Source organism: Chitinilyticum aquatile DSM 21506 (genome assembly GCF_000430805.1).
In the GTDB taxonomy this organism is placed as follows: Bacteria; Pseudomonadota; Gammaproteobacteria; order Burkholderiales; family Chitinibacteraceae; genus Chitinilyticum; species Chitinilyticum aquatile.
The window spans coordinates 227,539-251,963 of sequence record NZ_AUMS01000001.1 but is presented as its reverse complement, the minus strand read 5'-3'; the positions used below and the strand labels follow the sequence as shown (position 1 = coordinate 251,963).

Sequence of the window (24,425 nt, the reverse complement as noted above, 5' to 3'; positions counted from 1 at the left end):
TTTTTGTTGCGGGACAGGCTGATTGCCTATACCTGCACGATCATTCCCACTCGATCGTCGCCGGCGGCTTGCCGGAAACGTCGTACACCACGCGGTTGAGACCACGCACTTCATTGATGATGCGGTTGGACACACGGCCCAGCAGGCTGTAGGGCAGCTCGGCCCAATGCGCCGTCATGAAGTCGCTGGTCACCACGGCACGCAGTGCCACCACATAATCGTAGGTGCGGCCATCGCCCATCACGCCAACGGACTTCACCGGCAGGAAAACCGCGAAGGCTTGCGAGGTGAGGTCGTACCAGGACTTGCCAGTCTTTTCATCCACCGTGTTGCGCAGCTCTTCGATGAAGATGGCATCGGCGCGACGCAGCAGATCCGCGTATTCCATCTTCACTTCGCCCAGAATGCGCACGCCCAGGCCCGGGCCCGGGAAGGGGTGGCGATACACCATTTCATGCGGCAGGCCGAGGGCCACGCCCAGCTGGCGCACTTCATCCTTGAACAGTTCGCGCAGCGGCTCCAGCAGCTTGAGGTTCATGTCGTCCGGCAGGCCGCCGACGTTGTGGTGGCTCTTGATTGCATGGGCCTTGCCGGTTTTGGCGCCGGCCGATTCGATCACGTCCGGGTAGATGGTGCCCTGAGCCAGCCACTTGGCGGTGGTCAGTTTGCCGGATTCCTGCTGGAAGACTTCGACGAATTCGCCGCCGATGATCTTGCGCTTCTTCTCCGGGTCGGTGACGCCAGCCAGCTTGCCCATGAACTGCTCTGTAGCGTCAACACGGATCACTTTCACGCCCATATTGCGCGCGAACATGTCCATCACCATGTCACCTTCGTTCAGACGCAGCAGACCGTGATCCACAAACACGCAGGTCAGCTGGTCGCCGATCGCGCGGTGGATCAGCGCAGCTGCCACCGATGAATCGACGCCGCCGGACAGGCCGAGAATCACCTCCTCGTCGCCCACCTGCTCGCGGATCTTCTTGATGGCTTCGTCGATGTAGTTCGGCATGGTCCACGATGGTGTGGCATCACACACGTGCAGGACGAAGCGGTGCAACATTTCACTGCCGCGCTTGGTATGGGTCACTTCGGGGTGGAACTGCACCGCGTAGAAGTGTCGCTTCTCGTCGGCCATCGCCGCAATCGGGCAGGACGGCGTCTCGGCGATCACCTTGAAGCCTTCCGGCAGCGCAGTGACCTTGTCGCCGTGGCTCATCCACACGTCGAGGAAGCCGTTGCCAGCGTCATCGACACGATCCTGCAGGCCTTCGAAAAGCTTGGAGTGGTGCCGCGCCTGGATTTCGGCATAGCCGAATTCGCGCTTGTCGCCACTTTCCACCTTGCCGCCCAGCGTCTGCGCCATGAACTGCATGCCGTAACAGATCCCCAGCACCGGAATGCCCAGGTCGAACAGCGCACGATCAGCCTGGTAGTCGGATTCGTACACCGAATTCGGGCCGCCGGACAGGATGATGCCCTTGGGATTGAAAGCCCTGATGTCGTCCAGCGACATGTCGAAGGGATGCAGTTCGCAATACACGTGGGCTTCACGCACGCGACGCGCGATGAGCTGGGAGACCTGGGAGCCGAAGTCCAGAATCAGAATCTTGTCCATGCCGGGCAATTCCTGGTGGTGGAGAAATGTGAACCCGGTATTTTACTGCAGAGCGGCGCTGCCAGCGAGGCTTGATTGCGCTGGGGCTGCCGGCCAGGAAAAAGTGGCGGGTATATGTCTGCAGCCATTACTTGAAAATGGCTGCAGGCATATATCCATGCATGTATTTAAGGGCGCCACTGCCCCTGCTGCAGACTGCGGATCAGGGAGTCCAGTACCGGAGCGCCCTGCATGGCATCGGGGTGATTGAGAATGCCGACTACCACCCAGTTGCGGCCCTTGTCATCGCGCACATAGCCAGCCACGGCCCTTACATCGCGCAGGGTTCCAGTCTTGATGTGCGCCATTCCCGCACTGCCCGGCTGCGCAAGACGCTTCTTCATTGTTCCATCCATCCCGACGATGGGCAGCGACGAGACAAATTCGGCCGACCACGGGCTGCGCCAGGCCATCTGCAGCATTTCTCCCAGATGGCGTGCAGCAATGCGCTCGCGGCGGGAAAGGCCCGAGCCGTTTTCGAGCACCAGCTCGGGCCAGTTCATGTCATTGCTGGTCAGCCATCCCTTCACCGCAGTCACGGCGGCAACGTCGGTCGCAGCGCCATTGGGCTGGCGTGCACCGATGGTCAGAAACAATTGCCGTGCCATCACGTTGTTGCTGTATTTGTTGATGTCGCGAATGGTGCTGACCAGATCGGGCGAGCGGCTGGATGCCAGCAGCACGGCCGTATCGGGCACCGCCTTGCCAGCCGGTTTTTCAGTCTGCCCCGAGCCCTTGCCGCCCTGCTGATACCACAGATACCAGAACAGGGCCGCCGTGTAATCACGTGAATTGAGCACCGGCACATAGCGCTCGGCCTTGCAGCCCGGCGGCATTTCGCCGATGAACTGCACGATGTACTGGATGCCACTGACCTGCCCGGTGCGCTGCTGCACGCGCTTGCTCCAGGCGGCACAGTCCCCGCCGCTGCCCACCGCCAGATCATTGCTCACACGGACCTGGTTGAGCGGTGGTTCCACCACCAGCTTTACCTTGTCACCCGTGCTGTCAAAACCGATGCGCAATGTGCGGAAATTGCTCAGCAAGCCATCGGGCGGCACCAGAAAAGCCCGTTCGCTATCACCGTCATCCTCGTAGTCCTGCGGCAGCGCCAGATCACTGAAAACGCTGCCATCGAGCACCAGCGGACCGCGGATATCCTCGACGCCGGCATTGCGCAACTCGCGCACCAGCAACCACATGCGCTCGATCGTCAGCTTCGGGTCGCCACTGCCGCGCAGGTAGAGATTGCCTTCCAGCGCACCACCAGCCGGTTTGCGATCTGCCAGCAGATCGGTCTGCCACTGCCAGGTCGGTCCCAGCATGTTCAAGCCAGCCCAGGTAGTCACCAGCTTCATGGTCGACGCCGGGCTGACGCTTTCATCGGCCCGATGGTAGAAGGCCTTGCCACCATCCAGCGGAATGACGGCCACACTGAGCGCATCCGCCGGCAACTTGGCCGCCTTGAGGCTCTGCTGCACCGGCGCGGGCAGATCGGCGGCAAAGGATGGTGCTGCGGTCAGCAGCAATGCGGCACAAAGAATGGGGCGAATGATCATGGCTGATTTTCCTTGCGTTCTTGCTGACGCGCCTGCCAGGCCTGCAGGTCGCGGCGGTATTGCTGCAGTTCTTCCGCATAGGTGTCGAAAATGCAGGGGTTGCAGCCACTGGTGCAGCAGGCTTCAAGTGGGGGCTCGACCGGGGGCTGCGGCGCAGGATCATCGGCCGGCACGGCATCAAGCGGTAAGGCACTGGGCAGGGTCATGTGATCCTCGATCAGGTTGGCCGGCAAGCCGGCGCGATGATTTTTCCGGCAATAGTACATGCACGCAAGGCAAAAACGCCAAAGCACGCACGAGTCGGGTGGCGCGCTCGTCATTTCGTCATGCCCTTCTGCTAGAATCGCAGCCTATGGCCTATCAAGTACTCGCGCGCAAATGGCGCCCACGCAATTTCGCCCAGCTCGTCGGGCAGGAACACGTCATCAAGGCACTCGCCAACGCGTTTGCCAATGAGCGCCTGCACCACGCGTATTTATTGACCGGCACCCGCGGGGTGGGCAAAACCACCATTGCGCGCATCATGGCCAAGGCACTCAACTGCGAAACCGGCGTCACTGCCGAGCCCTGCGGAGTTTGCTCGGCGTGCACGCAGATCGATGCGGGCCGCTTTGTCGACCTGCTGGAAATCGATGCCGCATCGAACACCGGCATCGACAATATCCGCGAAGTGCTCGACAACGCGCAGTATTCGCCCACCGCCGGCCGTTTCAAGGTCTACATCATCGATGAAGTGCACATGCTCTCGAAAAGTGCCTTCAATGCGATGCTGAAAACGCTGGAAGAGCCGCCCGGCCATGTGAAATTCATTCTGGCGACCACCGACCCGCAGAAAGTACCGGTCACGGTGCTGTCGCGCTGTCTGCAGTTCAGCTTGCGCAACATGACGCCGCAGCAGGTGATTTTCCACCTCGGGCGCGTGCTCGATACCGAGCAGATCACTTACGAAGCCGGTGCGCTCAACCTGCTAGGCCACGCCGCGCACGGCTCGATGCGCGACGCTTTGTCGCTGCTCGACCAGGCCATTGCCTATGGTGCCGGCAAGGTCGAAGAAGCCGGCGTGCGCGCCATGCTCGGCGCCGTTGACCAGAGCTACCTGTTCGAGCTGCTGGACGCCCTCGTCGCGCAGAATGGCGGCCAGCTGATCGCTGCCGCCAACGCGATTGCCGGGCGCGGGCTTTCTTACGAGGCTGCGCTGCAGGAGCTCGCGCACCTGCTGCACCAGATCGCCATGGTGCAGATGGTGCCCGGCGCGCTCGCCGATGACCTGCCTATCCGCGACGACATTCTGCGCATCGCCCAGGCAATCAGCCCGGAAGACGCCCAGCTGTATTACCAGATCGCCATTCACGGCCGCAATGACCTCGCGCTGGCGCCGGACGAATACGCCGGCTTCACGATGACCCTGATGCGCATGCTGGCCTTTGCACCGGTTCCCGCCGGGCAACTGCCCCTCGCCCAGTCTGGCACGGCGGCGACTGCGGCACCAGCCAGCCGTGCGCCCGTCGCGCAGCAGTCACCTGCTGCAGTGACTGAGAACAGCGCTGAAACACCTTCCGATGCGCCAGCAAGCACCCCGGGCCTGATTCCGGTGCGTGCCGCCGGCTCGAACAGCCAGAATTCCGAGACGTATCCAGCTGAAGCCTCTGCAGAAAAAGGGCCAGAAAGCAATACAGGCGAAGGCATGCCGTGGCAGGACGAAAGTGCAGCAGCCGCGCCGCCGCCAGCGCGCCCCACCGAATTCGATGGAGACTGGCGCGGACTCCTGGCCCAATTGCGCCTCGGAGCCGCCGGTATGCTGGCCCAGCACGCCGAGTTGCTGCGCCATGAAGGCGACTGCTACTACCTGCGGGTGGCCGAAGAACACCAGGCGGTCGCAACGCGCGATTTCCAGGAAAAACTGCGCGAAGCCATCAGTGACTACTTTGGCCGCGAACAGCAGCTGAAAGTCGAAATCCAGCAGCAGACCGGACAGACTCCGGCGCAGCTGGCGCAGCGCGAACGCGCAGCCCGGCAGGACCAGGCCATCGAGGCCATCCAGCAGGATCCGTTTGTGCAGACCGTGGTGCGCGACTTTGGCGGCACGGTCATAGCGGATTCGATTCGCCCCCTATAACCATCGCAGTACCGCGCCGGCGACTGCCGGCAAGTCATTTTTCAAGGAGTTGAACCATGTTCGGTAAAGGCGGCCTGGGCCAGATGATGCAGCAAGCCCAGAAAATGCAGGAAAACATGAAGAAGGCGCAGGACGAACTGGCGCAGATTGAAGTCGAAGGCCAGTCCGGTGCCGGTCTCGTGAAGATCACGATGAGCTGCGGGCATATCGTCAAGCGTGTCAGCATCGATGACAGCCTGCTCGCGGATGACGACAAGGACATGCTGGAAGACCTGATCGCCGCAGCGTTCAATGATGCATTGCGCCGTGTCGAAAGCACCTCGCAGGAAAAGATGGCAAGCGTTACCGCCGGCCTGCCCCTGCCGCCGGGGATGAAATTCCCGTTCTGATGAACGCTGCCCTTGCAGTACGCACATGAAAAAGCCCGGCAATCAGTGCCGGGCTTTTTCATGTGCGGTACGGATTACTGGCAGTTCTTGCTCAGGAATTCGTTGGTCGTGCGGATTTCATCCTGCTTTTTCTTTTCGTCGATGAACTCCATCTGGCCCTTGTCGTTTGACACATTCCTGTAAAGCTTGGAGCCCTGCAAGAATGCCAGGCGCTTGCGGGCATCCACGCAGGCCTGCGAATTCGGATCCTTTTTCTCGGCGGGAGCGGAAGCGGCCTGCGAAGCCGGTGCGGCCGCAGCGGGAGCCGCCGGTTTGGCCCCCTGAGCCGAGACAGCGGAAACTGGCGCATCCTTGGTATTCACTACCTTGGCCTGGCTGGTCTTGCCCGCCGGCGGCTGGTCGGAATAATGCACCACACCCTTTTCATCCTTCCAGGTATAAATCTGAGCCTGTGCCCCCGCAGCCAGCACGCAGAGCAGCAGTAGCCATCCAGTCCGTTTCATTCTTGGTACTCCCCTAAGCAAATCCGTCTCATCGGCTTTCAATCTAACGACTAGGTTACGCCATGACAAGGGATTTGCGTTCATTCGGTCACAAGTTGCACTGAAAAAATCATATAAATTGCCGTTCTGTTCCGCCGCGCAAGACACACCACCATGTCCCGATCATCTTTTCTGCTGGCAAGCCTCCTGCTGCTTGCCGGCTGCGCCAGCACTTCTTCCGCTCCGGATGCGGCAAGTACGCCCGCAATCACCGCTGCACCTATAGCAGAAGTCACACCCACTCCAGTCACGCCGCCGGCCAGCGAGCCGCAGACTGCAACGCCAGTACCCACACCAACGCCAACGCCTGCCGCTCCGACGCCAAGGCCGGTCAGCGAAGCCGATGCCCGCGCCCTGCTCAACCGCTTGCTGCCGGCGCAGATCAAGGATCGCAGCGGCTGGAATGCCGACATTCTTGATGCGTTTACCGCACTGAAGATCCCTTATACCGCCGAGAATTTCTGCGCAGCAGCTGCCGTCATCGAGCAGGAATCAAGCTGGCAGGGTGATCCGGTCGTACCCGGGCTGGATCGCATTGTCTGGCGCGAAATCGAGGAAAAGGCCGAGCGCTTCAAGCTCCCGATGGTGGCCGTCAAAACCGCCCTGCTGAAACCCTCACCCGATGGCCGCAGCTACAAGGAACGCATCGATACGCTGCGCACCGAGCGCGAGATGAATGCGCTGTATCAGGATCTCGCCAGCGAAGCGCGCAGCATCGGCTTGCCGATCGCGCAGAAAAATCCGATCCGCACCGGCGGGCCGATGCAGGTCAGCGTGGCCTTTGCCGAATCGCACGTCAAGGTATGGCCTTACCCTTACACTCGCCGTGGCAGCGTGCGTGACGAAGTCTTTACCCGCCGCGGCGGCACTTACTTTGGCATCGCCATCCTGCTGCAATATCCGGCACCGTATGGCCGCGACATGGTGTATTACTTTGCCGACTTCAATGCCGGCCGCTACGCCAGCCGCAACGCCGCTTTCCAGGCCGCACTCAACCTGCTCACCGGCAGCAGCATGGATCTGGACGGCGACCTGCTGCGCTATGAAAACGGCCAGCCTTCCGGCAAATCAAGCAGCACACAGGTTGCGCTGGCAACACTGGCGCCAAGGCTGGGGCTCACCAAGGATGCCATCCAGCGTGATCTGCTGCAGGAAAAGGTCGCCAGCTTCGGCAGTACCCCCACCTGGCAGAAGGTGTTTGCGCTGGCCGAGCAGCAGACCGGCAAACCTCTGTCCCGTGCCAGAATTCCGCAAATCGACCTGAAAAGTCCGAAAATCACCCGCAAACTGACCACCGAATGGTTTGCCAAACGGGTTGAATGGCGGTACCAGACCTGCCTGGCACGCCAGTAATCAGCGCGGAAAACCACAAGCAAAAGGGGCCGCTCCTGTGATGGAGCGGCCCCTTTGCATTAGGACAGCGGCAACTGTTTACAGCGCAGCCACTACGGCGTCGCCCATGGCGGAGCAGCCAACCCGCGTCGTGCCTTCTTCGAAGATGTCACCGGTACGCAGGCCGTCGGCCAGCACCTTCTTCACGGCATTTTCGATGCGTTGTGCGGCGGCTTCTTCGTTGAAGGTGTAGCGCAGCAGCATGGCGGCAGAAAGGATGGTCGCCAGCGGGTTGGCGACGTCCTTGCCGGCGATGTCCGGTGCCGAACCGTGGCTGGGCTCGTACAGGCCCTTGTTGTTCGCATCCAGCGAGGCACTGGGCAGCATGCCGATGGAGCCGGTCAGCATCGAGGCTTCATCGCTCAGAATGTCACCGAAGATATTGCCGGTCACCATCACGTCGAACTGCTTGGGCGCCTTCACCAGCTGCATCGCGGCATTGTCGACCAGCATGTGGGAAAGCTCCACATCCGGGTATTCCTTGGCTACGTCAGTGACGATTTCTTTCCAGAATTCGGTGGTTTCCAGCACATTGGACTTGTCGATCGAGCACACTTTCTTGTTGCGCTTCTGTGCGGCCTGGAAGGCAACGTGCGCAATGCGGCGGATTTCGGATTCGGCGTAGAGCATGGTGTTGAAGCCTTCGCGCTCGCCGTTGTCGTTCACGCGGATGCCGCGCGGCTGGCCGAAGTAGATGTCGCCAGTCAATTCGCGCACGATCAGGATGTCCAGACCGGACACCACTTCGGGCTTGAGCGTCGAAGCATTGGCCAGCTCCGGATACAGAATGGCCGGGCGCAGGTTGGCAAACAGGTTCAGATCCTTGCGGATGGCCAAGAGGCCGCGCTCCGGACGCAACGGACGCTCCAGCTTGTCGTACTGCGGGCCGCCGACGGCACCCAGCAGAATCGCATCGGCTTCACGTGCCAGCTTCTGCGTGAATTCGGGATACGGGCTGCCAAATTGGTCATACGCTGCGCCCCCCAGCGGGGCCTCGGACAGCTCGATGGGCATGCCCTCAGAAGCCAGCTTGTTGAGGACTTTCTTTGCCTGCGCCACGATTTCGGGGCCGATGCCGTCACCCGGCAATACCAGAATCTTCATTTTTATCTCCAGCCTTAACAAAATACCAGACAGGGTATAGCCATGAGACCATTGCATTAAAATGGCTGTGTGGATATACCCAACTTAGAAATCAAACCATTTCAGCCGCCTACCTGCTGGGGCAAAAAGAAAGAGGGGCGCGCCCCTCTTTCCTGTTTCAGCGGCACACGGCTCAGCTGTGGCTGCGCTTGTATTCCACGTCGCAGTCGGTCATCACGATGACGCGCGGGTGGGTTTGCAGCAGCGAGGCCGGAACTTGCGTGGTGATCGGGCCGTTGAGTGTTGCATCCAGAATGGCAGCCTTTTCGGCGCCCTTCACAACCAGCAGAATCGCCTTGGCCTGCATGATCGAGCCCATGCCCATGGTGACAGCGTGAGTCGGAACCTGGTCGATGCTATCGAAGAAGCGCTTGTTGGCTTCGCGGGTTTCTTCCTTCAGGGTCACCTTGTAGGTGAAACGCGACAGCTTGTCGTCCGGCTCGTTGAAACCGATGTGGCCGTTGTGGCCGATGCCCAGCAGCTGCAGGTCAACCGGACCTTGCTGGTACATCATTTCGTCGTAATTCTGGCATTCGGCATCGATGTCGGCCGCATTGCCGTTCGGTACGTGGGTATTTTCCGGCTTGATGTCGATGTGGTCGAACAGGTTGCGCTGCATGAAGGCGCGGTAAGATTCCGGGTGAGTCACCGGCAGACCAACGTATTCGTCCAGGTTGAAGGTGCGGGCTTCCTTGAAGCTCACCAGACCTTGCTGGTAGGACTTGACGATTTCCTTGTACAGACCAACCGGAGTGCCACCGGTCGCCATGCCCAGAATGGCATTCGGCTTGGCACGAACGGCGGAAATGATGAGATCGGCTGCGGCGCGATCGAGGTCGGCCTGGTTTTTGAATTTATGCAGGATCATGTGAATGGTTTCCGGTATTGACGGGTGACTAAAAAAGAACAGCGTAACTATACGGCAAAAATGCGGCTGAAAAGTTGACGTAATCGAAATCCGCCAGTTTCAGCTGTGTTTTCGCCGCACCGCTCGCAATCAGGCAAAGAGCCAGGGCTGTTCAAGCTTGCGTTTTTCTTCAAAGGCCCGGATTTCATCGGCATGGCGCAACGTCAGCCCGATTTCGTCCCAGCCATTCAACAGGCAGGCCTTGCGGTGTTCGGTGATCTCGAAGCTGAACACCTGGCCTGATGGCGTCGTGATGGTCTGGCTGGCCAGATCGATGTTCAGGCGATAGCCCTCGCAGGCAGCGGCTTCCCGGAACAGCTGATCCACTACGTCTGCCGGCTGCACGATGGGCAAGAGGCCATTTTTAAAGCAGTTGTTGAAAAAGATGTCGGCAAAGCTCGGCGCGATCAACGCGCGGAAGCCGAAATCCTCGATGGCCCACGGTGCGTGTTCGCGGCTGGAACCACAGCCGAAGTTGTCGCGCGCGAGCAGAATCTGCGCGCCCTGGTAGCGCGGCAGGTTCAGTTCGAAATCGGGGTTGAGCGGGCGCTGGCTGTTGTCCATGCCCGGCTCGCCGTGATCCAGATAGCGCCACTCGTCAAACAGGTTCGGGCCGAAGCCGGAGCGCTTGATCGACTTGAGGAACTGCTTGGGGATGATCGCGTCGGTGTCGACATTGGCACGATCCATCGCGCAGACCAGCCCGTCGAGTTGGGTAAATGCTTTCATTATTTCGCTGCCTTCTCAATAGCCTGACCGCCCTTCTTGATGTCTTTGCCTACGCCTTCGATGGTGTTGCAGGCAGTCAGCATCAGCAACAGGGAACCCAGAATCAACATAGCTCGCATGGCAAATCTCCCTTGGTCAGGCAAAAGTACGGATATCGACAAAGTGGCCGGCAATCGCTGCGGCGGCGGCCATTTCCGGGCTGACGAGGTGCGTGCGGCCACCCTGCCCCTGCCGGCCTTCGAAGTTGCGGTTCGACGTCGACGCGCAGCGCTCGCCCGGCTCCAGCCGGTCGGCATTCATGGCCAGGCACATCGAACAGCCCGGCTCGCGCCACTCAAAACCGGCCTCGATGAAGATCTTGTCCAGACCTTCCTCTTCGGCCTGACGCTTCACCAGACCCGAGCCCGGCACAATCAGCACCTGCTTGACGCTGTCAGCCTTTTTCTTGCCCTTGACCACCCCGGCGGCGGCGCGCAGGTCTTCGATACGGCTGTTGGTACAGGAACCGATAAACACCTTGTCGACCGGAATGGAAGTAATGGGGGTATTGGCCTGCAGCCCCATATATTGCAAGGCGCGCGCATAGCTACCCTGCTTGACTGGATCAGCCTGTTCAGCCGGATCGGGAACCACGGCAGTCACCGGCAGCACCTGCTCCGGGCTGGTGCCCCAGGTCACTTGCGGCGCAATGTCTTCGGCCTTGAGTTCGACTACGGCGTCAAATTGCGCACCCTCGTCGGAAACCAGCGTGTTCCAGTAGGCCACGGCCTTGTCCCACAGCTCGCCCTTGGGCGCGAACTCGCGCCCTTTCAGGTACTCGGCAGTCTTTTCATCAAATGCCACCATGCCGGCACGTGCGCCACCTTCGATGGCCATATTGCACAGCGTCATGCGGCCTTCGATGGAAAGGCTGCGGATTGCGCTCCCGCCGAACTCAATGGCATAGCCGGTACCGCCTGCAGTGCCGATCTTGCCGATGATGGCGAGCGCCACATCCTTGGCGGTCACGCCAAAGCCGAGTTCGCCGTCAACGCGCACCAGCATGGCTTTCGACTTCTTGGCAACGAGGGTCTGCGTGGCCATCACGTGCTCGACTTCCGACGTGCCGATGCCATGCGCCAGCGCCGCAAACGCGCCGTGCGTGGAGGTATGGCTGTCACCACAGACAACGGTCATGCCCGGCAGGGTGGCGCCGTTTTCCGGGCCGACCACGTGCACGATGCCCTGCTTGATGTCCTTGAACGGGAAATAGGCCAGCGCACCGAATTCCTTGATGTTCGCATCCAGTGTTTCCACCTGGGTGCGCGAAATCGGGTCCTGAATGCCCTTGTCCCACTCGTTGGTTGGCGTGTTGTGGTCAGCGGTCGACACGATCGAGCTCTTGCGCCAGAGCTGGCGGCCGGCGAGCTTCAGGCCTTCGAAGGCCTGCGGGCTGGTGACTTCATGCACCAGATGACGGTCGATATAGATCAGACAGGTGCCGTCGGCTTCCTGGCGCACAATGTGCGATTCCCACAGTTTGTCGTAGAGCGTTTTACAGGACATGGCGCATTCCGGACGTTGAATTGTTAGAGAAAGCTGCGGCAGATCATGCTGCCTTGCTGGTACGTTTGGCTTGCCGTACTACACATTGGCAACAAGCATACTTCGGGAGCGATACCGGAACAAGACCAGAGTTTATACTGGTATAAATGCTAACAGCCTCTAGCCGGATTACATCATGCCCAGCCGCTCGCAGGAACTCGCCGATTTTCTGAAAACATTGCGACAACGCTGTGACCCGGCGAGCTTCGGCTTTGCCAGTGGCAGCCGCCGGCGCACCCAGGGGCTGCGGCGGGAAGAGCTGGCGCAGCTCGCCGGCATCAGCCCCACCTGGTATACCTGGATCGAGCAGGCGCGCGAAGTCAGCATGTCGGCAGCCGTTCTGGACCGGCTGGCAAGCGCACTGCGCATGGACAAAATGCAACGAGGGTATCTCTTTGAACTGGCCGGAAAGATTGACCCCCAGCCATATACCCCAAGCGAAGAGCTCAACCCCCTGCTGATGCAGCAAATCGTCGACCAGATCGCCAGCCCGGCCTACCTGCTGGGCCGCTATTGGGATGTGCTGGCATGGAATACGGCCGCCGCGCGGCTGTTCCATAACTGGCCACGCGATGGCAGCCGCATCAATCTGCTGGAATACGTGTTCTTTGATGCCATGGCGCGTACGCTGGTCGCCGACTGGGAAACGCGCAGCCGCCGACTGGTCGCCGAATTCCGCGCCGAAAGCCGCAGCCTGCTGGATGATCCGCAATTCTCGCTCTTGCTGCAGAAGCTGGAAAAGGACGAACACTTCCATGCCTTCTGGCGGCAGCATGACGTGCTGGAGCGGCAGGGCGGAGAGCGGCTTTTCAGTCATCCTGACGAAGGGATGCTGAGCTTTCAGCAAATCAGCTTCGGGCTCGAACAGCCGGGTGGCGTAAAGCTGGTCATGCTGATCCCGGCCAGCGCCGGGTGAGCTGCATAAAAAATCAGAACCCGGCCTGCCCGGGTTCTGATGTTACTGCGAAACAATCATTTTACTTGGCAACTTCGGCCATGGCCTTGGTCAGTGCCGCATCTGCCGTATCCGCATCCAGCGACCAGCTCATCAGGCCATTCAATCCCTTGGCCTTCAGATACTGGATCTTGCTGGCGATGGTGACCGGATCGTCATAGCTCCACCAGTTGCTGCCGTCGTACAGGTACAGCTGCTTGGTGACCGGATGATATTTGCGTGTGCCCGGAGCGCTGACCAGGGCACGGTAATCGCCATATCCGGCTTCAGTGCTCACACCCACCTTGGCCGGCGCGCCATTGCCTTTCTGGTACAGGCCGTCACCGTTCGGGCCGGCAACCACGCCACCCCAGCCACGACCATAGTACGGGATGCCCAGCACGATCTTGCTGGCTGGCAGGCCGCGCTCGATCAGCTTGTTTACCGCACCATCGATGTTGTAGCTGCCGGCAATTGTCCCGGCCGCCGGATCGGCGGGATCGGGGAACAGGTGGGAATGGAAGTTGGTATTGCCTTCCCAGTTGCCATGGAAGTCATACGTCATGACATTTACCCAGTCCATGTAGGGGCTGTAGCCGGCCGGGTCGGTGTTGTCGATCTTGTCGGCACCGGCACCGATCGCGGCGGTCAGGTACAGGTGCCTGTTGCCATTGGCCGCGCCGTAGGCATCAAGCTGCTTGCGGAATTCGGCCATCAGCAAGGTGAAGTTCTGCTTGTCGGCAGGCGAAGCCACATTGCCGTCCAGACCACCACCGCCCGGGTATTCCCAGTCGATGTCGATGCCGTCAAAGATGCCCGCTGCAGCACCAGCACCACCCGCCGGATCTCCCCCGCTCTTCTTCAAGTTGCCCTTCAGATAGACGTCGATGCACGAAGCCACCAGCTTCTGCCGATTGGCATCGGTCGCCGCTGCGGTCGAGAAATACTTGGACCAGGTCCAGCCGCCCAGCGAAATCATGATTTTCAGATTCGGGTATTTCTTCTTCAGCTTCTTGAGCTGATTGAAGTTGCCCTTCAGCGGATTTTCCCATTCATCGCCAACGCCATCGACGGAATCGCTGGCCTTGTAGTCCATCTGGTAATCCGCCCAGGCATCGCCACCATCACCGGCCGCGTTGTTTTCATTGGCCTTGTTGATGCCGCTGTCGCACTTCACGCTGCCATCGGCCTGCTTGTAGATATTGCCGAAGGCGTAATTGATGAAGGTCAGCTTGGCAGCGGCACCACTGGTATCGACGTGTTTCACGAAGAAGGCGCTGTCATAGACGCCCCACTGGGTGAAGTAGGCACCGACCTGGGCCGTGGCGGGAGCTGGCACACCACTTGGCACCGGGGTCACTGTCGGCGTAATTACCGGTGTAGGTGTCGGGCTGGCAGTCGGCGTTGCCGTTGGTGTTGCAGTTGGCCTGGGGGTTGCCGTGGCGGTCGGGGTCGGAGTGGGAGTGACCGTCGGTGTGGCCGTCGGGGTAGTGCTCGGCTTGGCAGTTGGCGTTGCGGTTGCTGTCGGGGTCGGCGATGCGGTGGCACAGGCCCCCAGATCCTTCCAGACGCCCCATTCACCGGATTTGCCCGGGTCGTCACCCTGCGTCCACCATTTTGCTTCGTAATTGCGACCATTGAAGGTAACACGCTGCCCGCCACTGTATGCCGTACCGGCAACCCAGCCCGCATAGCAGCCTGCAGGTGCCGCTGTCGGCGCCACCGTCGGAGTGGCCGTGATGACGGGTGTTGCAGTTGGAGCTGGTGTCGGTGTTGCGGTTGGAGCAAGTGTCGGTGCCGCAGTCGGTGTCAGTGTAGGCTGCGGTGTTGTCGTCCCGGATGCCAGCTTCCAGAGTGTCGGCGATGCGGCCGGATTCCAGTTGGTGCCGACATAGGCCGTGTGTGTAACCAGTGACTGGTAATCCTGTCCGGCATAGCTTACAAAAGCACCAGCCTGATAGGTATTCCCTTCAGTCCATTGCGGATAACTTGCTGCAGAGGCTGCAACAGCAAATGCTGTTGATAGCAAAGAGAAAATTAGCCTATTCTGATTCATATCATCCCTCCAAGGATATTATTGGTATGAATCTCGATTATGCTTCAATACCAGATACCGGAAAGATTAACCGTAATTAATGTGCTCCGGATCAGCCATAAAAAAGCGCGCCCGCAGGCGCGCAGAATCGGCATGACGCACATCCGCACGTCCTGCCCGAAATGGGGTAAAACAAATAACCACTACGTATATTGCCACAGCCCTTTTATGGAAATGGCTGCAGCGCAATACCTTGCTATGTAATCTGGTCAAGCTGCTCGTGCAGCTCCAGCCAGCGCAGTTCGCATTCATCGAGTTGCATTTTTACCTCAGCTTCGCGGCGCAGGGTCTGCTGCAGCTCATCCTTGCGCTCGGGTGCATACAGACCCTCATCACCCAGCTTCGCACTCAGACTGGCATGCTCGCTTTGCAGTGGCAGCATTTTCCTGTCCAGCTGCTGCAGCTCTTTTTCCAGCGGCTTGCGCTGCGCGGCCAGACGCTGGCGCAACTCGGCCTCTTCGCGTTTTTGCGCCTTCCGGTCCTGCACGCCGGAAGAAGAACGCAACTCACCCTGCTCGGCCTGGCGCACTTCCTGGCTGTAGCGCGTGTAGTCATCCAGATCGCCATCGAAGGGGCGCACGCTACCATTCTCGATCAGCCAGAAATCATCCACCGTGGCGCGCAGCAGGTGACGATCGTGCGACACCACGATCAGTGCCCCTTCAAAATCCTGCATGGCCAGTGTCAGCGCCTGCCGCATTTCGATGTCCAGATGGTTGGTCGGCTCGTCCAGCAGCAGGAGATTCGGTTTCTGCCAGATCAGCAATGCCAGCGCCAGCCGCGCTTTCTCGCCGCCGGAAAAAGGGGCAATCGGCCCGGTCGCCATTTCGCCATGAAAATCGAAGCCGCCCAGATAATTGCGGTGATCCTGCTCGCGCGTTGCCGGGTCGATCTTCTGCAGGTGCCACAGGGGCGATTCATCCAGCCGCAAGTGTTCCAGCTGGTGCTGGGCGAAATAGCCGATCTTGAGCCCCTTGCCTTCGACCAACTGGCCAGCCAGCAGCGGCCTCTCGCCCGCCAGCGCCTTGATCAGGGTGGACTTGCCGGCGCCATTCACGCCCAGCAGCCCCAGGCGAGCGGTTTTTTCCAGGCTGAGATTCAAATTGCGCAGGATCGGCCTGGCGACATCGTAACCAGCCTCGCCATTCTCGATCCGCAGCAACGGATTCGGGCTGGAATCCGGCTGGCGGAAGGCAAATGTGAAGGGTGAATCAACATGCGCCGCGGCAATCCGCTCCATGCGTTCCAGCGATTTCACCCGGCTCTGCGCCTGCTTGGCCTTGCTGGCCTTGGCCTTGAAGCGGGTGATGAAGGATTCGAGATGGGCGATTTCGCGCTGCTGTTTCTCGAAAGCAGCCTGCTGCAGTGCCAGGCGCTGGGCTTTCTGGTCCTCGAAATCGGCATAGTTGCCGGTGTAGAGATTCAGCTTGGCGCGCTCGATATGCAGGATCTGCTTCACGGTATTGTCGAGAAAATCGCGGTCATGCGAGATCACGACCAGCATGCCCTGATAGCTGTTGAGCCAGTTTTCCAGCCAGACCACGGTTTCCAGATCCAGGTGGTTGGTTGGCTCATCCAGCAGCAGCAGATCGGAGCGGCACATCAGCGCCTGCGCCAGATTCAGCCGCATCCGCCAGCCACCGGAAAAACTCGACACCGGACGGCTCATTTCATCCTGCGAAAAACCGAGACCCGCCAGCAGCTTGCCGGCGCGCGCACGCGCCGAATAGCCATCAATGGCCTCGAGCTTCGCCAGCAGCTCGGCATGCTCGTGCCCCTCGTGGTCAGCAATGGCGGCCAGCGCGGTTTCGATCCGGCACAGCTCGGCATCACCTTGCAGGACATAATCAATGGCGGAAATCGCCAGTGCCGGCGTTTCCTGTGCGACATGAGCGATCGTAATCCGCGGCGGCATTTCCAGATCGCCCGAGTCGGCATGGATTTCGCCGCGCAGCATGGCAAAAAGGCTGGATTTGCCGGCACCGTTGGCACCAACCAGACCTGTCTTGCTGCCGGGATGAAGGGTGAGGTCAACGTGGTCGAGCAACTGCTTCGTGCCACGCAAGAGAGTGAGGTCTTTGAATCGGATCATGGGGCGGGAGTTTACCAGAGCCAGCCGGCCACCCCCAGCAGAAGCTGACAGCAAGCACTGGCAGAGCGGCAACCACGTGGTTGGGCCGTCACCTCATGCGCAGGACGCAGGCCGAGCGCTCCAGCGACTTCGTGGACGATCAGGCGGCGAGGGTCTGCCGGACGCCATCCAGCGCGCGGTCGGTGAGGCTGCCATCCGCATTGAGGCGGCGAATCAGCCCCTTCTTCAATGCGGCATGCAGTTCGTGCCTGAGCAGTGTCTTGCCATTGCCGCCGCTGCGATTGGTCAGCAGGAAGCGCGTGCCCTGCGGGCTGATCCACGATACGCGCAAGCGCAGTATCTCGTCTTCGCCCTCCATGCCCCACTCCACCCATTCGCCCCGCTGCGGCAGGACATCCTGCGGCACAGGAGCCAGCGCAGGGGCCGGCTCCGGCTCCGGCAGCAGGGCAACCTGTTCCTGCAGGATGGGGACAGCCAGATCCAGCATGTCCTCGGTGGGTTGCGCCTTCAGGCCAGCACGGATGGCAGCCGCATGGCAATGCACCAGTTCGGAGAAAAAGGCGCGGCATTGCTCCTCGGAAAAGTCGGCAACCCGGGCACCGTCTTCCAGTGTCCTGAGCATCTCGGGAAGGATATTGACAAGTTTGAGGCGCTCCTCGGGGCCGGACTTGGGTTGCACACTCCAGATCAGCTGATCCATGGCCGACAAGCGTCCGGCAAAAACGGGGTCTGCTTCGCCTTCCAGTCCGTATGCCTTCTCGAGCGCAACGCGCCAGACATGGGCAAGAAAATCCGCCACCAGCGGGGGCATTTCGCGAGTGCTCAGACGTACGCGAACCAGGGTATCAGCGGTAACCCGCCCGATTTCGCTGACTTCCTTGTCCAGCAATTCCTGAGCGGCAGACGCGGTCTGCTCTTCCAGCTCCTTCAGCTCGGACGCCAGATAGCCTTCAAGTTCCTGCAATGCCAGCTCGAACACTTCGACGTTGTCGTCGAAATGCGCCACGACCCAGGCCACAACGGTTGCCAGTTTTTCAAAACGCTCGTCGCCGGCTTCCATCTTGTCGGGCGCATCCAGCGCGGCATCGGCAATGCAGTCGAGCAGGCGGCGTGCCGGATGATTCTTCCGGGAAAAGAAACTGCCATCGAGCATGGACACTTTCAGAACCGGAATCTGCAGACGGCCGATCAGGCCCTTGATCGTAGCCGGCAGGCGCTCGTCATTGAACATGTGCTCGAAAAGCAGCGCCACCAGATCCAGCGTCATGCCGTCGACCTGCGGCAGTTTCTTCGCCCACGGCGTTGCCCGCAGCATCGCAACCATATTTCGGCCAGCCAGCGGATCGCGCATGATTTCAGTCGCGTTCGAATCCACACTCTGGCCAGAAGGGATGCTGCGTTTTTGCAGGGCGCTCAGGAAATCGAGCCAGGCTGGCGGCTGCTGAGAAATCGTAGCAGGGGCTTCCTGCTCACCGAATTCAAGCTGTTCCAGCGCGGAAAAATGCGCGGCAAGCTGGGGCAAAATCGCCTGGGCAATTCCGCCAGCAAGCGTCGGTGCAGCATCGCCTGCCGGCGCTGCTATCTCCTGCGCAGCCTGCGTTTGTTGCGGTAATTTGGGTGGGGTATCGGCAGCGTTAGCTGCAGAGCTACGCGCCCCTCCACCCTGATTCGGGTTTTTCACCCGAACAGCGACGGGCTCGACATGCTGCTGGATCAGGAACTGGTTGACGCTGCGATAGACTTGGGCCACCTGCCCAGAAAGCTCTTTCTCGAATGATTTCAGTGCAACAAGGCGCGCATCCAGCCCGCTTTCCAGCTGTCGGCAGGCCGTCAGGAATGCTTCGCATATTGCCTCCGGGCTCATCGGATTGGCGTTGCTTTCATCCGGGGAGATCAGTGTCGCAAAGCGCTGCTCGAGCTGCTGCAGTTCTTCACCACCATCGGATTTCAAGGTCTGAGCCAGATTGGTGGCCGACAGGTTTTCTTCGTATTCCTCATTGGCAACCAGTGCCAGCTTGGTTTCCGGCGCGCTGACCTTGTAGAAGGCGGCCTTGGCCTGCTCGGCCTGATTGTGGAGCAGGCGGGCATTGAATGCTTCGATGAAACAGACCCGGAATTCGTCTGCAAGCAACGCACGTTTTTTCTGCATTTCCGCGCGGGCGGCGAAATAGGTATCGCGCAGGTTGCGATCATGGGTTTTGTCAGCGAGCTCGAGGTAGGTCTGCTCCAGCTTGACGAAAAAACCTTCCAGCGACTGGCTCAGCAACTGGATCGCCAGGTCGCGGCACGCCGCCAGCATCGGGTCGGAGACGAGCATGTTGAGCTTGTGAGCGGAAATCTCGGCGGACTGCGAGGGTTGCAGGTTCATGGGGAACTCCCTGATTGGGAAGAGCACCGATTAATATGCTCACATCCTATATTAGCATAAGTTAATACGATTTGGCTTGACCGTCAATCAGGTGAGTCCCGCATCCCGTCTGCTGTGGCAGGAATGCCATAGTCACCAACACGGCTTGCCGCCAAGTCCCGCCCCGCCTAGATTTCAACAACAAACCTGTAACACGAGGAAAAGCCATGCCCGCTCTGCTAGACACCCTGTATGGCCTGACCTCCCGTCAGGATACGCCTTCCCTGCAACGGTGGTTGCAGAATTATTTCAAGGACCTGCCAGAGTCCGATGTACCACTGCGCACACCCGACGAGTGGCTTGCGCTGTTTCTCATGCATGTGCGGCTTGCCGATCACCCCGGCAATACGGGCGACCACCTGCTGAATATCAGCAATCCGGACCTGGCCGAGCATGGCTGGCAGGGCAAGCACACCGTTATTGATCTCGTTGTTCCGGACATGCCTTTTCTGGTCGATACCGTGTCGATGGCCATTACCCGGCAAGGACTGCGGGTGCACCTCCTTATCCATCCGGTCATGAAAGGAATACGTGATGAATCCGGCGCCCTGCAGGAGAACATGGCCGGCAGCCGCAGCGAAGCCTGGATGCATTTCGAAGTCGACCGTATTTCCGGTGCACGCATGGATCAGCTGGCTCAGGAAATCCGTTCCTCCCTCGACGCACTTGCCACGGCAGTCAGGGACTGGCCCGCCATGGTACGCCGGGTCGAAGCCGAACGTGAGCGCCTCGCGCCCGCACACCTGGAAGCCGCGGAATTCCTGGACTGGCTGCTCGCCGGCAATTTTGTATTTCTCGGTAGCAGGGATTACCACTTGCAGCAGGACGGGCTTGACATCATCCCCGACTCCGCACTTGGCATCATCTCGGCAAGTCCTGCCAGTACTGTTTCTCGGGTTTGGCAGCACCTGAGCACCGAGCAGCGCCAACTGGCCTATGCGGCAGACAGGCCGGTCCAGCTGACCAAGTCAGAGCGTCGCTCCATCATTCACCGACCGGCCTATCTTGATCTTGTCATGTTGCGGCGCTTTGACGGGCAAGGTGTCCTTCTTGGCGAACTGAGACTTTTCGGGCTGTATTCCGCCAGCGCCTACAACACGCCTTCCCGTCAGATTCCGATCATCCGGCAGAAAATCAGCGCAGTCATGCAGCAGCTTGATGCGGACGGCAGTGGTCACCGCCACAAGGCACTGCTGAACATACTGGATACGTATCCGCGCGACGAACTCATCGAAATCGACACCGAAAATCTTGCCCGCATCGCAGTTGGCATTCTGGGCCTGCATGAACGACAGCACGTGCGGGCTTTTTTCCGTGATGACCTCTATCAGCGCTATACCTCGGTAATGGTTTATGTGCCACGCGACAACTATAACTCCGACATCCGGCAGAAAATGATTGAACTGCTGCGCGAGGAGCTGCATGGCGACCGTGTCGAATTCAGTGTCACGATGGGCGACAGCCCGCTGGCGCGCATTCATTTTCTCGTCCACCGCAAGCCCGGCGCGCCGGCCCCTGCCAGCACAGCCGCCAGTATCGAGCAACGCATCACAGCCATTGCCCAGCGCTGGCAGGATGGTCTGCTGCAGGCACTGCTTGCCAGTCATGGCGAAGAAGACGGCAACCGCCTCTTCCAGAAATACCAGCATGCATTCAGCACCGCCTATTGTTCGGAACACCCCCCTGAGCTTGCTGTCCACGACATTGCCCATGTCGAGGCGGCCCGCCGGCTGCAAAGGCTCCAGCTGACACTGCACCCGGCCGGACCGCTGGACAGGCAGCACTGGCGAATCAAGCTCTACCATGCGCATGCCATCACGCTTTCCGCCTGCCTGCCCCTGCTGGAGAATCTCGGTCTGCAGGTGCTCGATGAACGTCCGCATGCCGTGAATGCCGGAGATGGCAGCTGCGCCTGGGTCATCGACATCGGCATTGCTCTGCCTGCCGGTGCTTCACTGGAGAACGCCGAGGACCGCCAGCGCATTCTGGATGGGTTTGCCGCTACCTTTGCCGGACTAGCGGATAACGACAGCTTCAACCGCCTGCTGCTCAGCGGCCTCGACTGGCCCGATGTGCGGCTATTGCGCGCCTATTGCCGCTACCTCAAGCAGCTTGGCCTCAAGTATTCGGCAGACATTCTGGCCGACACCCTGCTCAAGCACGCCAGCATATCTCGCCAGCTGGCGCTACTGTTTCGCCTGCGTCACTCGCCGGACAACCCGCAGGATGCAGTTGCCGACCTGCTGGCCGAAGAAATAGCACAGCAATGCATGGCCCTGCCGAATATCGATGACGAACGCATCCTGAGCAGTATCCTTTCCGCCATCGAAGCCACCCTGCGCAGCAATTTCTTCCAGCGCGGCAAAGATGGCGGCTGCAAGCATTACCTCGCGTTCAAGCTCGAATCCGCCAGGGTGCTTGGCATGCCGCAGCCGGTTCCGCTGTTCGAGATCTTTGTCTACGCCAGCGATTTCGAAGGCATCCATCTGCGTGGCGGCAGGGTTGCACGCGGCGGACTGCGCTGGTCGGACCGACGCGAGGATTTCCGCACCGAAGTCCTGGGCCTTGTCAAAGCGCAGATGGTCAAGAACACCGTCATCGTCCCGGTCGGCTCGAAAGGCGGTTTCGTGCTCAAAAATCCGCCCACGGAGCGCGAAGCCTGGCTGGAGTGCGGCAAGCGCTGCTATCAGGATTTCATCCGCGCCCTGCTCGACCTGACCGACAACCTGCAGCAAGGCACCGTGATTCCGCCACCGTCGCTGCGCCGCCGTGATGCGGATGACCCCTATCTGGTCGTCGCTGCCGACAAGGGGACGGCCAGCTTTTCCGATCTCGCCAATGCAGTCAGCCAGGAGTACGGCTTCTGGCTCGATGACGCCTTCGCTTCGGGTGGTTCGGCCGGCTATGACCACAAGAAGATGGGTATCACCGCGCGCGGCGCCTGGGTGTCGGTCGAGCGCCATTTTCTGGAGCTGGGCCATGACACGCGCACCCAGCCATTTTCCGTGGTCGGCATTGGCGACATGTCGGGCGATGTCTTTGGCAATGGCATGTTGCTGTCGCCCCGGATCAGGCTGCTGGCTGCCTTTGACCACCGGCACATTTTCCTCGACCCCGATCCGGACCCGGCCGTTTCCCTTGCCGAGCGGCAACGCCTTTTTCTGCTCCCTCGCTCGTCCTGGGAAGACTACCAGCCTGCGCTGATTTCAAAAGGCGGCGGGGTATATTCACGTAATCTCAAGAAAATAAAGCTCTCTGATGAAATACGGAGCGCCCTATCCATTGATGACAGCGAACTCGAACCAAGCCAGCTGATCCAGCAGCTGCTCAAAGCCCCGGTCGACCTGCTCTACAATGGCGGCATCGGCACCTATGTCAAAGCCAGCAGCCAGAGCCATGCGGAAGTCAACGATCGCGCCAATGACGCGGTGCGCATCGACGGTCGTGACCTGCGCTGCCGGATGGTGTCCGAAGGCGGCAACCTTGGCTTCACCCAGATGGGGCGCATCGAATACGCACTCAATGGCGGACGCATCCACACCGACGCCATCGACAATTCGGCTGGCGTCGATTGCTCCGATCACGAAGTCAACATCAAGATCCTGCTCGGTGGCGTGGTGCGCGATGGCGATCTGACCATCAAGCAGCGCAACGAGTTGCTGGCCAGCATGACCGACACCATCGCTACACAGGTGCTGGCTGATAATGCCGCACAGACACTCGCGCTCGCACTGGAAGCCGCGCAGGGCGCATCGCTCCTGCCGGTACACCAGCGCCTGATGCAGCACCTCGAAAGCACCGGCAAGCTTTCACGCCGGCTCGAATACCTCCCGTCCGACAGCATTCTGCAGACCCGCCTGCAGGCCGGGCAGGCGCTGACCCGCCCCGAACTGGCCGTCTTGCTGGCTTACGCCAAGATCGTGCTCAAGCAGGCTTTACTGGCCAGCGCCCTGCCCGACGACGCCAGCCAGGAAGGCAATCTGCTGGGTTATTTCCCCGAGGCGCTCACCACCCGTTACTCGAATCGCATCCTCAATCACCCCTTGCGCCGCGAAATCATCGCCACAGTTCTCACCAACCGCATCATCAACAACTACGGCCTGAGCTGCGTATTCCGCCTCACAGAGGAAACCGAAACGCCGGACGAGCGCGTCATCACCGCCCTGCTGCAGGCTGAAGCGCTACTCGACAGTCCTTCGCTGATCGGCGAGCTGGAAGCGCACAGCCAGCTGCTCGGCGGTGAAGAACAGACACGCCTGCTGCTCGCGGTACGCCGCCACACCGAACGACTGGCGCGCTGGCTGCTGCAGCACCCGCCGCTGGGGAACGCACAGGAAGCGCTCTGGCCGCAGCTTCTCGCCTCTCTGCGGCAAAGCACGCCAGACCAAGACGCCATTCCCTGCGTCAGTTGTGTGCAGCATGTCCTGCCACATGCGCTAGGGCTGATGGAATTGCTGCACCGCATGCCAGCAGTAGCGGCGCAGGAGGACATGGACCGGCTGTGCCTCGCCTATCTGGCGCTTTACCGGCGGCTCGACATTGCCTGGTTGTCGGGCATGATTGAGGCGCTGCCACGCGGCAACCGCTGGCAAACGCTGGCCAGGCTGGCAGCTCGCGACGAGCTGCACCGCATCCACGCCGAGCTGGCCCTGACAGCGACACAGGATACGGATACCGCAGACTGGCTTGCGCAACGCAACGATGCACTGGACAAGATCAGCCGCCTGTTTGCCATTTTGCGCGATGAAGCGCCCGACCTTGCCATGATCACGGCAGCCTTGCGCGAATTGCGCGCACGACTGCTGGCATGACCATGCGGAAAGCAGTGCAGCCAGCCGGCCGCGACGCTGGTATAATCGGCGGTTTTGCAAGATAAAGT

Annotated in this window: 17 protein-coding genes; 5 read left to right on the top strand and 12 right to left on the bottom strand. The window is 60.3% G+C overall.

Translation table 11 applies throughout. From position 1 onward, the window contains the following. Positions 1-40 precede the first annotated feature (40 nt). The 3 genes from guaA to H559_RS0101210 form a co-directional block, all read right to left on the bottom strand. The gene (guaA, locus tag H559_RS0101220; RefSeq protein WP_028451177.1) at positions 41-1,618 is read right to left on the bottom strand and encodes a glutamine-hydrolyzing GMP synthase; all 1,578 of its coding nucleotides are present in this window, start codon (positions 1,616-1,618) and stop codon (positions 41-43) included. 167 nt (positions 1,619-1,785) lie between these two features. Beyond that, positions 1,786-3,216: a D-alanyl-D-alanine carboxypeptidase/D-alanyl-D-alanine endopeptidase gene (dacB, locus tag H559_RS0101215; RefSeq protein ID WP_028451176.1), complete on the bottom strand. Its 1,431-nt coding sequence runs from the start codon at positions 3,214-3,216 to the stop codon at positions 1,786-1,788. Continuing rightward, on the bottom strand, positions 3,213-3,422 hold the full coding sequence (locus H559_RS0101210) for an oxidoreductase-like domain-containing protein (protein ID WP_028451175.1): 210 nt from the start codon (positions 3,420-3,422) through the stop codon (positions 3,213-3,215). The genes dacB and H559_RS0101210 overlap by 4 nt, the downstream gene beginning before the upstream one ends. Before the next feature lie 146 nt (positions 3,423-3,568). Here H559_RS0101210 and dnaX point away from each other — a divergent pair, with 146 nt between their 5' ends. Both dnaX and H559_RS0101200 read left to right on the top strand, forming a co-directional pair. Continuing rightward, positions 3,569-5,332 carry a DNA polymerase III subunit gamma/tau gene (gene dnaX, locus H559_RS0101205; protein ID WP_028451174.1) on the top strand — a complete coding sequence of 588 codons (1,764 nt, stop codon included), beginning with the start codon at positions 3,569-3,571 and terminating at the stop codon, positions 5,330-5,332. Positions 5,333-5,388: 56 nt separating this feature from the next. Beyond that, a complete protein-coding gene (locus H559_RS0101200; RefSeq protein WP_028451173.1) occupies positions 5,389-5,721 on the top strand; it encodes a YbaB/EbfC family nucleoid-associated protein in 333 nt (110 codons plus the stop codon). A gap of 74 nt (positions 5,722-5,795) precedes the next feature. Here H559_RS0101200 and H559_RS18305 read toward each other — a convergent pair whose 3' ends face one another. Then, complete coding sequence (locus H559_RS18305; RefSeq protein ID WP_034639252.1) at positions 5,796-6,224, bottom strand: DUF4124 domain-containing protein; 429 nt, start codon at positions 6,222-6,224, stop codon at positions 5,796-5,798. A gap of 153 nt (positions 6,225-6,377) precedes the next feature. Here H559_RS18305 and H559_RS0101190 point away from each other — a divergent pair, with 153 nt between their 5' ends. Continuing rightward, positions 6,378-7,616, top strand: a complete 1,239-nt coding sequence (locus tag H559_RS0101190; protein ID WP_028451172.1) for a DUF1615 domain-containing protein — start codon at positions 6,378-6,380, stop codon at positions 7,614-7,616. Between the two features lie 78 nt (positions 7,617-7,694). On the opposite strand, the gene leuB is transcribed toward H559_RS0101190, so the two are convergent. The 5 genes from leuB to leuC all read right to left on the bottom strand — a co-directional run bounded on the left by leuB (position 7,695) and on the right by leuC (position 11,979). After that, complete coding sequence (gene leuB, locus H559_RS0101185) at positions 7,695-8,759, bottom strand: 3-isopropylmalate dehydrogenase (RefSeq protein ID WP_028451171.1); 1,065 nt, start codon at positions 8,757-8,759, stop codon at positions 7,695-7,697. Positions 8,760-8,931: 172 nt separating this feature from the next. Next, positions 8,932-9,666 carry a glucosamine-6-phosphate deaminase gene (gene nagB, locus H559_RS0101180; RefSeq protein ID WP_028451170.1) on the bottom strand — a complete coding sequence of 245 codons (735 nt, stop codon included), beginning with the start codon at positions 9,664-9,666 and terminating at the stop codon, positions 8,932-8,934. A 129-nt stretch (positions 9,667-9,795) separates the two neighbouring features. Then, positions 9,796-10,434: a 3-isopropylmalate dehydratase small subunit gene (gene leuD, locus H559_RS0101175; protein ID WP_028451169.1), complete on the bottom strand. Its 639-nt coding sequence runs from the start codon at positions 10,432-10,434 to the stop codon at positions 9,796-9,798. Next, positions 10,434-10,553: an entericidin A/B family lipoprotein gene (locus H559_RS22085; protein ID WP_081412809.1), complete on the bottom strand. Its 120-nt coding sequence runs from the start codon at positions 10,551-10,553 to the stop codon at positions 10,434-10,436. The genes leuD and H559_RS22085 overlap by 1 nt, the downstream gene beginning before the upstream one ends. Positions 10,554-10,569: 16 nt before the next feature. After that, positions 10,570-11,979, bottom strand: a complete 1,410-nt coding sequence (leuC, locus tag H559_RS0101165) for a 3-isopropylmalate dehydratase large subunit (protein ID WP_028451168.1) — start codon at positions 11,977-11,979, stop codon at positions 10,570-10,572. Positions 11,980-12,154: 175 nt separating this feature from the next. Between leuC and H559_RS0101160 the strand changes: the two genes are divergently transcribed. Next, positions 12,155-12,934 carry a helix-turn-helix transcriptional regulator gene (locus H559_RS0101160; protein ID WP_028451167.1) on the top strand — a complete coding sequence of 260 codons (780 nt, stop codon included), beginning with the start codon at positions 12,155-12,157 and terminating at the stop codon, positions 12,932-12,934. Positions 12,935-12,995: 61 nt separating this feature from the next. Here the strand turns inward: H559_RS0101160 and H559_RS0101155 are convergent, their stop codons facing one another. The 3 genes from H559_RS0101155 to H559_RS0101145 all read right to left on the bottom strand — a co-directional run bounded on the left by H559_RS0101155 (position 12,996) and on the right by H559_RS0101145 (position 19,507). Continuing rightward, complete coding sequence (locus H559_RS0101155; protein ID WP_051278794.1) at positions 12,996-15,008, bottom strand: glycosyl hydrolase family 18 protein; 2,013 nt, start codon at positions 15,006-15,008, stop codon at positions 12,996-12,998. Positions 15,009-15,243: 235 nt separating this feature from the next. Beyond that, a complete protein-coding gene (locus tag H559_RS0101150; protein WP_028451165.1) occupies positions 15,244-17,139 on the bottom strand; it encodes an ATP-binding cassette domain-containing protein in 1,896 nt (631 codons plus the stop codon). A gap of 139 nt (positions 17,140-17,278) precedes the next feature. Beyond that, positions 17,279-19,507, bottom strand: a complete 2,229-nt coding sequence (locus H559_RS0101145) for a DUF1631 family protein (RefSeq protein WP_028451164.1) — start codon at positions 19,505-19,507, stop codon at positions 17,279-17,281. A 206-nt stretch (positions 19,508-19,713) separates the two neighbouring features. Here H559_RS0101145 and H559_RS0101140 point away from each other — a divergent pair, with 206 nt between their 5' ends. After that, positions 19,714-24,357 carry an NAD-glutamate dehydrogenase gene (locus H559_RS0101140; RefSeq protein ID WP_028451163.1) on the top strand — a complete coding sequence of 1,548 codons (4,644 nt, stop codon included), beginning with the start codon at positions 19,714-19,716 and terminating at the stop codon, positions 24,355-24,357. Positions 24,358-24,425 lie beyond the last annotated feature (68 nt).

Excerpts from the sequence above, each read along its gene's own strand:
- dacB (WP_028451176.1), bottom strand. The coding sequence starts at position 3,216 with ATGATCATTCGCCCCATTCTTTGTGCCGCATTGCTGCTGACCGCAGCA.
- H559_RS0101160 (WP_028451167.1), top strand. The coding sequence starts at position 12,155 with ATGCCCAGCCGCTCGCAGGAACTCGCCGATTTTCTGAAAACATTGCGA.
- H559_RS0101140 (WP_028451163.1), top strand. The coding sequence starts at position 19,714 with ATGCCCGCTCTGCTAGACACCCTGTATGGCCTGACCTCCCGTCAGGAT.
- leuB (WP_028451171.1), bottom strand. The coding sequence starts at position 8,759 with ATGAAGATTCTGGTATTGCCGGGTGACGGCATCGGCCCCGAAATCGTG.
- H559_RS0101155 (WP_051278794.1), bottom strand. The coding sequence starts at position 15,008 with ATGAATCAGAATAGGCTAATTTTCTCTTTGCTATCAACAGCATTTGCT.
- nagB (WP_028451170.1), bottom strand. The coding sequence starts at position 9,666 with ATGATCCTGCATAAATTCAAAAACCAGGCCGACCTCGATCGCGCCGCA.
- H559_RS0101210 (WP_028451175.1), bottom strand. The coding sequence starts at position 3,422 with ATGACCCTGCCCAGTGCCTTACCGCTTGATGCCGTGCCGGCCGATGAT.
- H559_RS18305 (WP_034639252.1), bottom strand. The coding sequence starts at position 6,224 with ATGAAACGGACTGGATGGCTACTGCTGCTCTGCGTGCTGGCTGCGGGG.
- H559_RS0101200 (WP_028451173.1), top strand. The coding sequence starts at position 5,389 with ATGTTCGGTAAAGGCGGCCTGGGCCAGATGATGCAGCAAGCCCAGAAA.
- H559_RS0101190 (WP_028451172.1), top strand. The coding sequence starts at position 6,378 with ATGTCCCGATCATCTTTTCTGCTGGCAAGCCTCCTGCTGCTTGCCGGC.
- H559_RS22085 (WP_081412809.1), bottom strand. The coding sequence starts at position 10,553 with ATGCGAGCTATGTTGATTCTGGGTTCCCTGTTGCTGATGCTGACTGCC.
- H559_RS0101145 (WP_028451164.1), bottom strand. The coding sequence starts at position 19,507 with ATGAACCTGCAACCCTCGCAGTCCGCCGAGATTTCCGCTCACAAGCTC.
- dnaX (WP_028451174.1), top strand. The coding sequence starts at position 3,569 with ATGGCCTATCAAGTACTCGCGCGCAAATGGCGCCCACGCAATTTCGCC.
- leuC (WP_028451168.1), bottom strand. The coding sequence starts at position 11,979 with ATGTCCTGTAAAACGCTCTACGACAAACTGTGGGAATCGCACATTGTG.
- guaA (WP_028451177.1), bottom strand. The coding sequence starts at position 1,618 with ATGGACAAGATTCTGATTCTGGACTTCGGCTCCCAGGTCTCCCAGCTC.
- leuD (WP_028451169.1), bottom strand. The coding sequence starts at position 10,434 with ATGAAAGCATTTACCCAACTCGACGGGCTGGTCTGCGCGATGGATCGT.
- H559_RS0101150 (WP_028451165.1), bottom strand. The coding sequence starts at position 17,139 with ATGATCCGATTCAAAGACCTCACTCTCTTGCGTGGCACGAAGCAGTTG.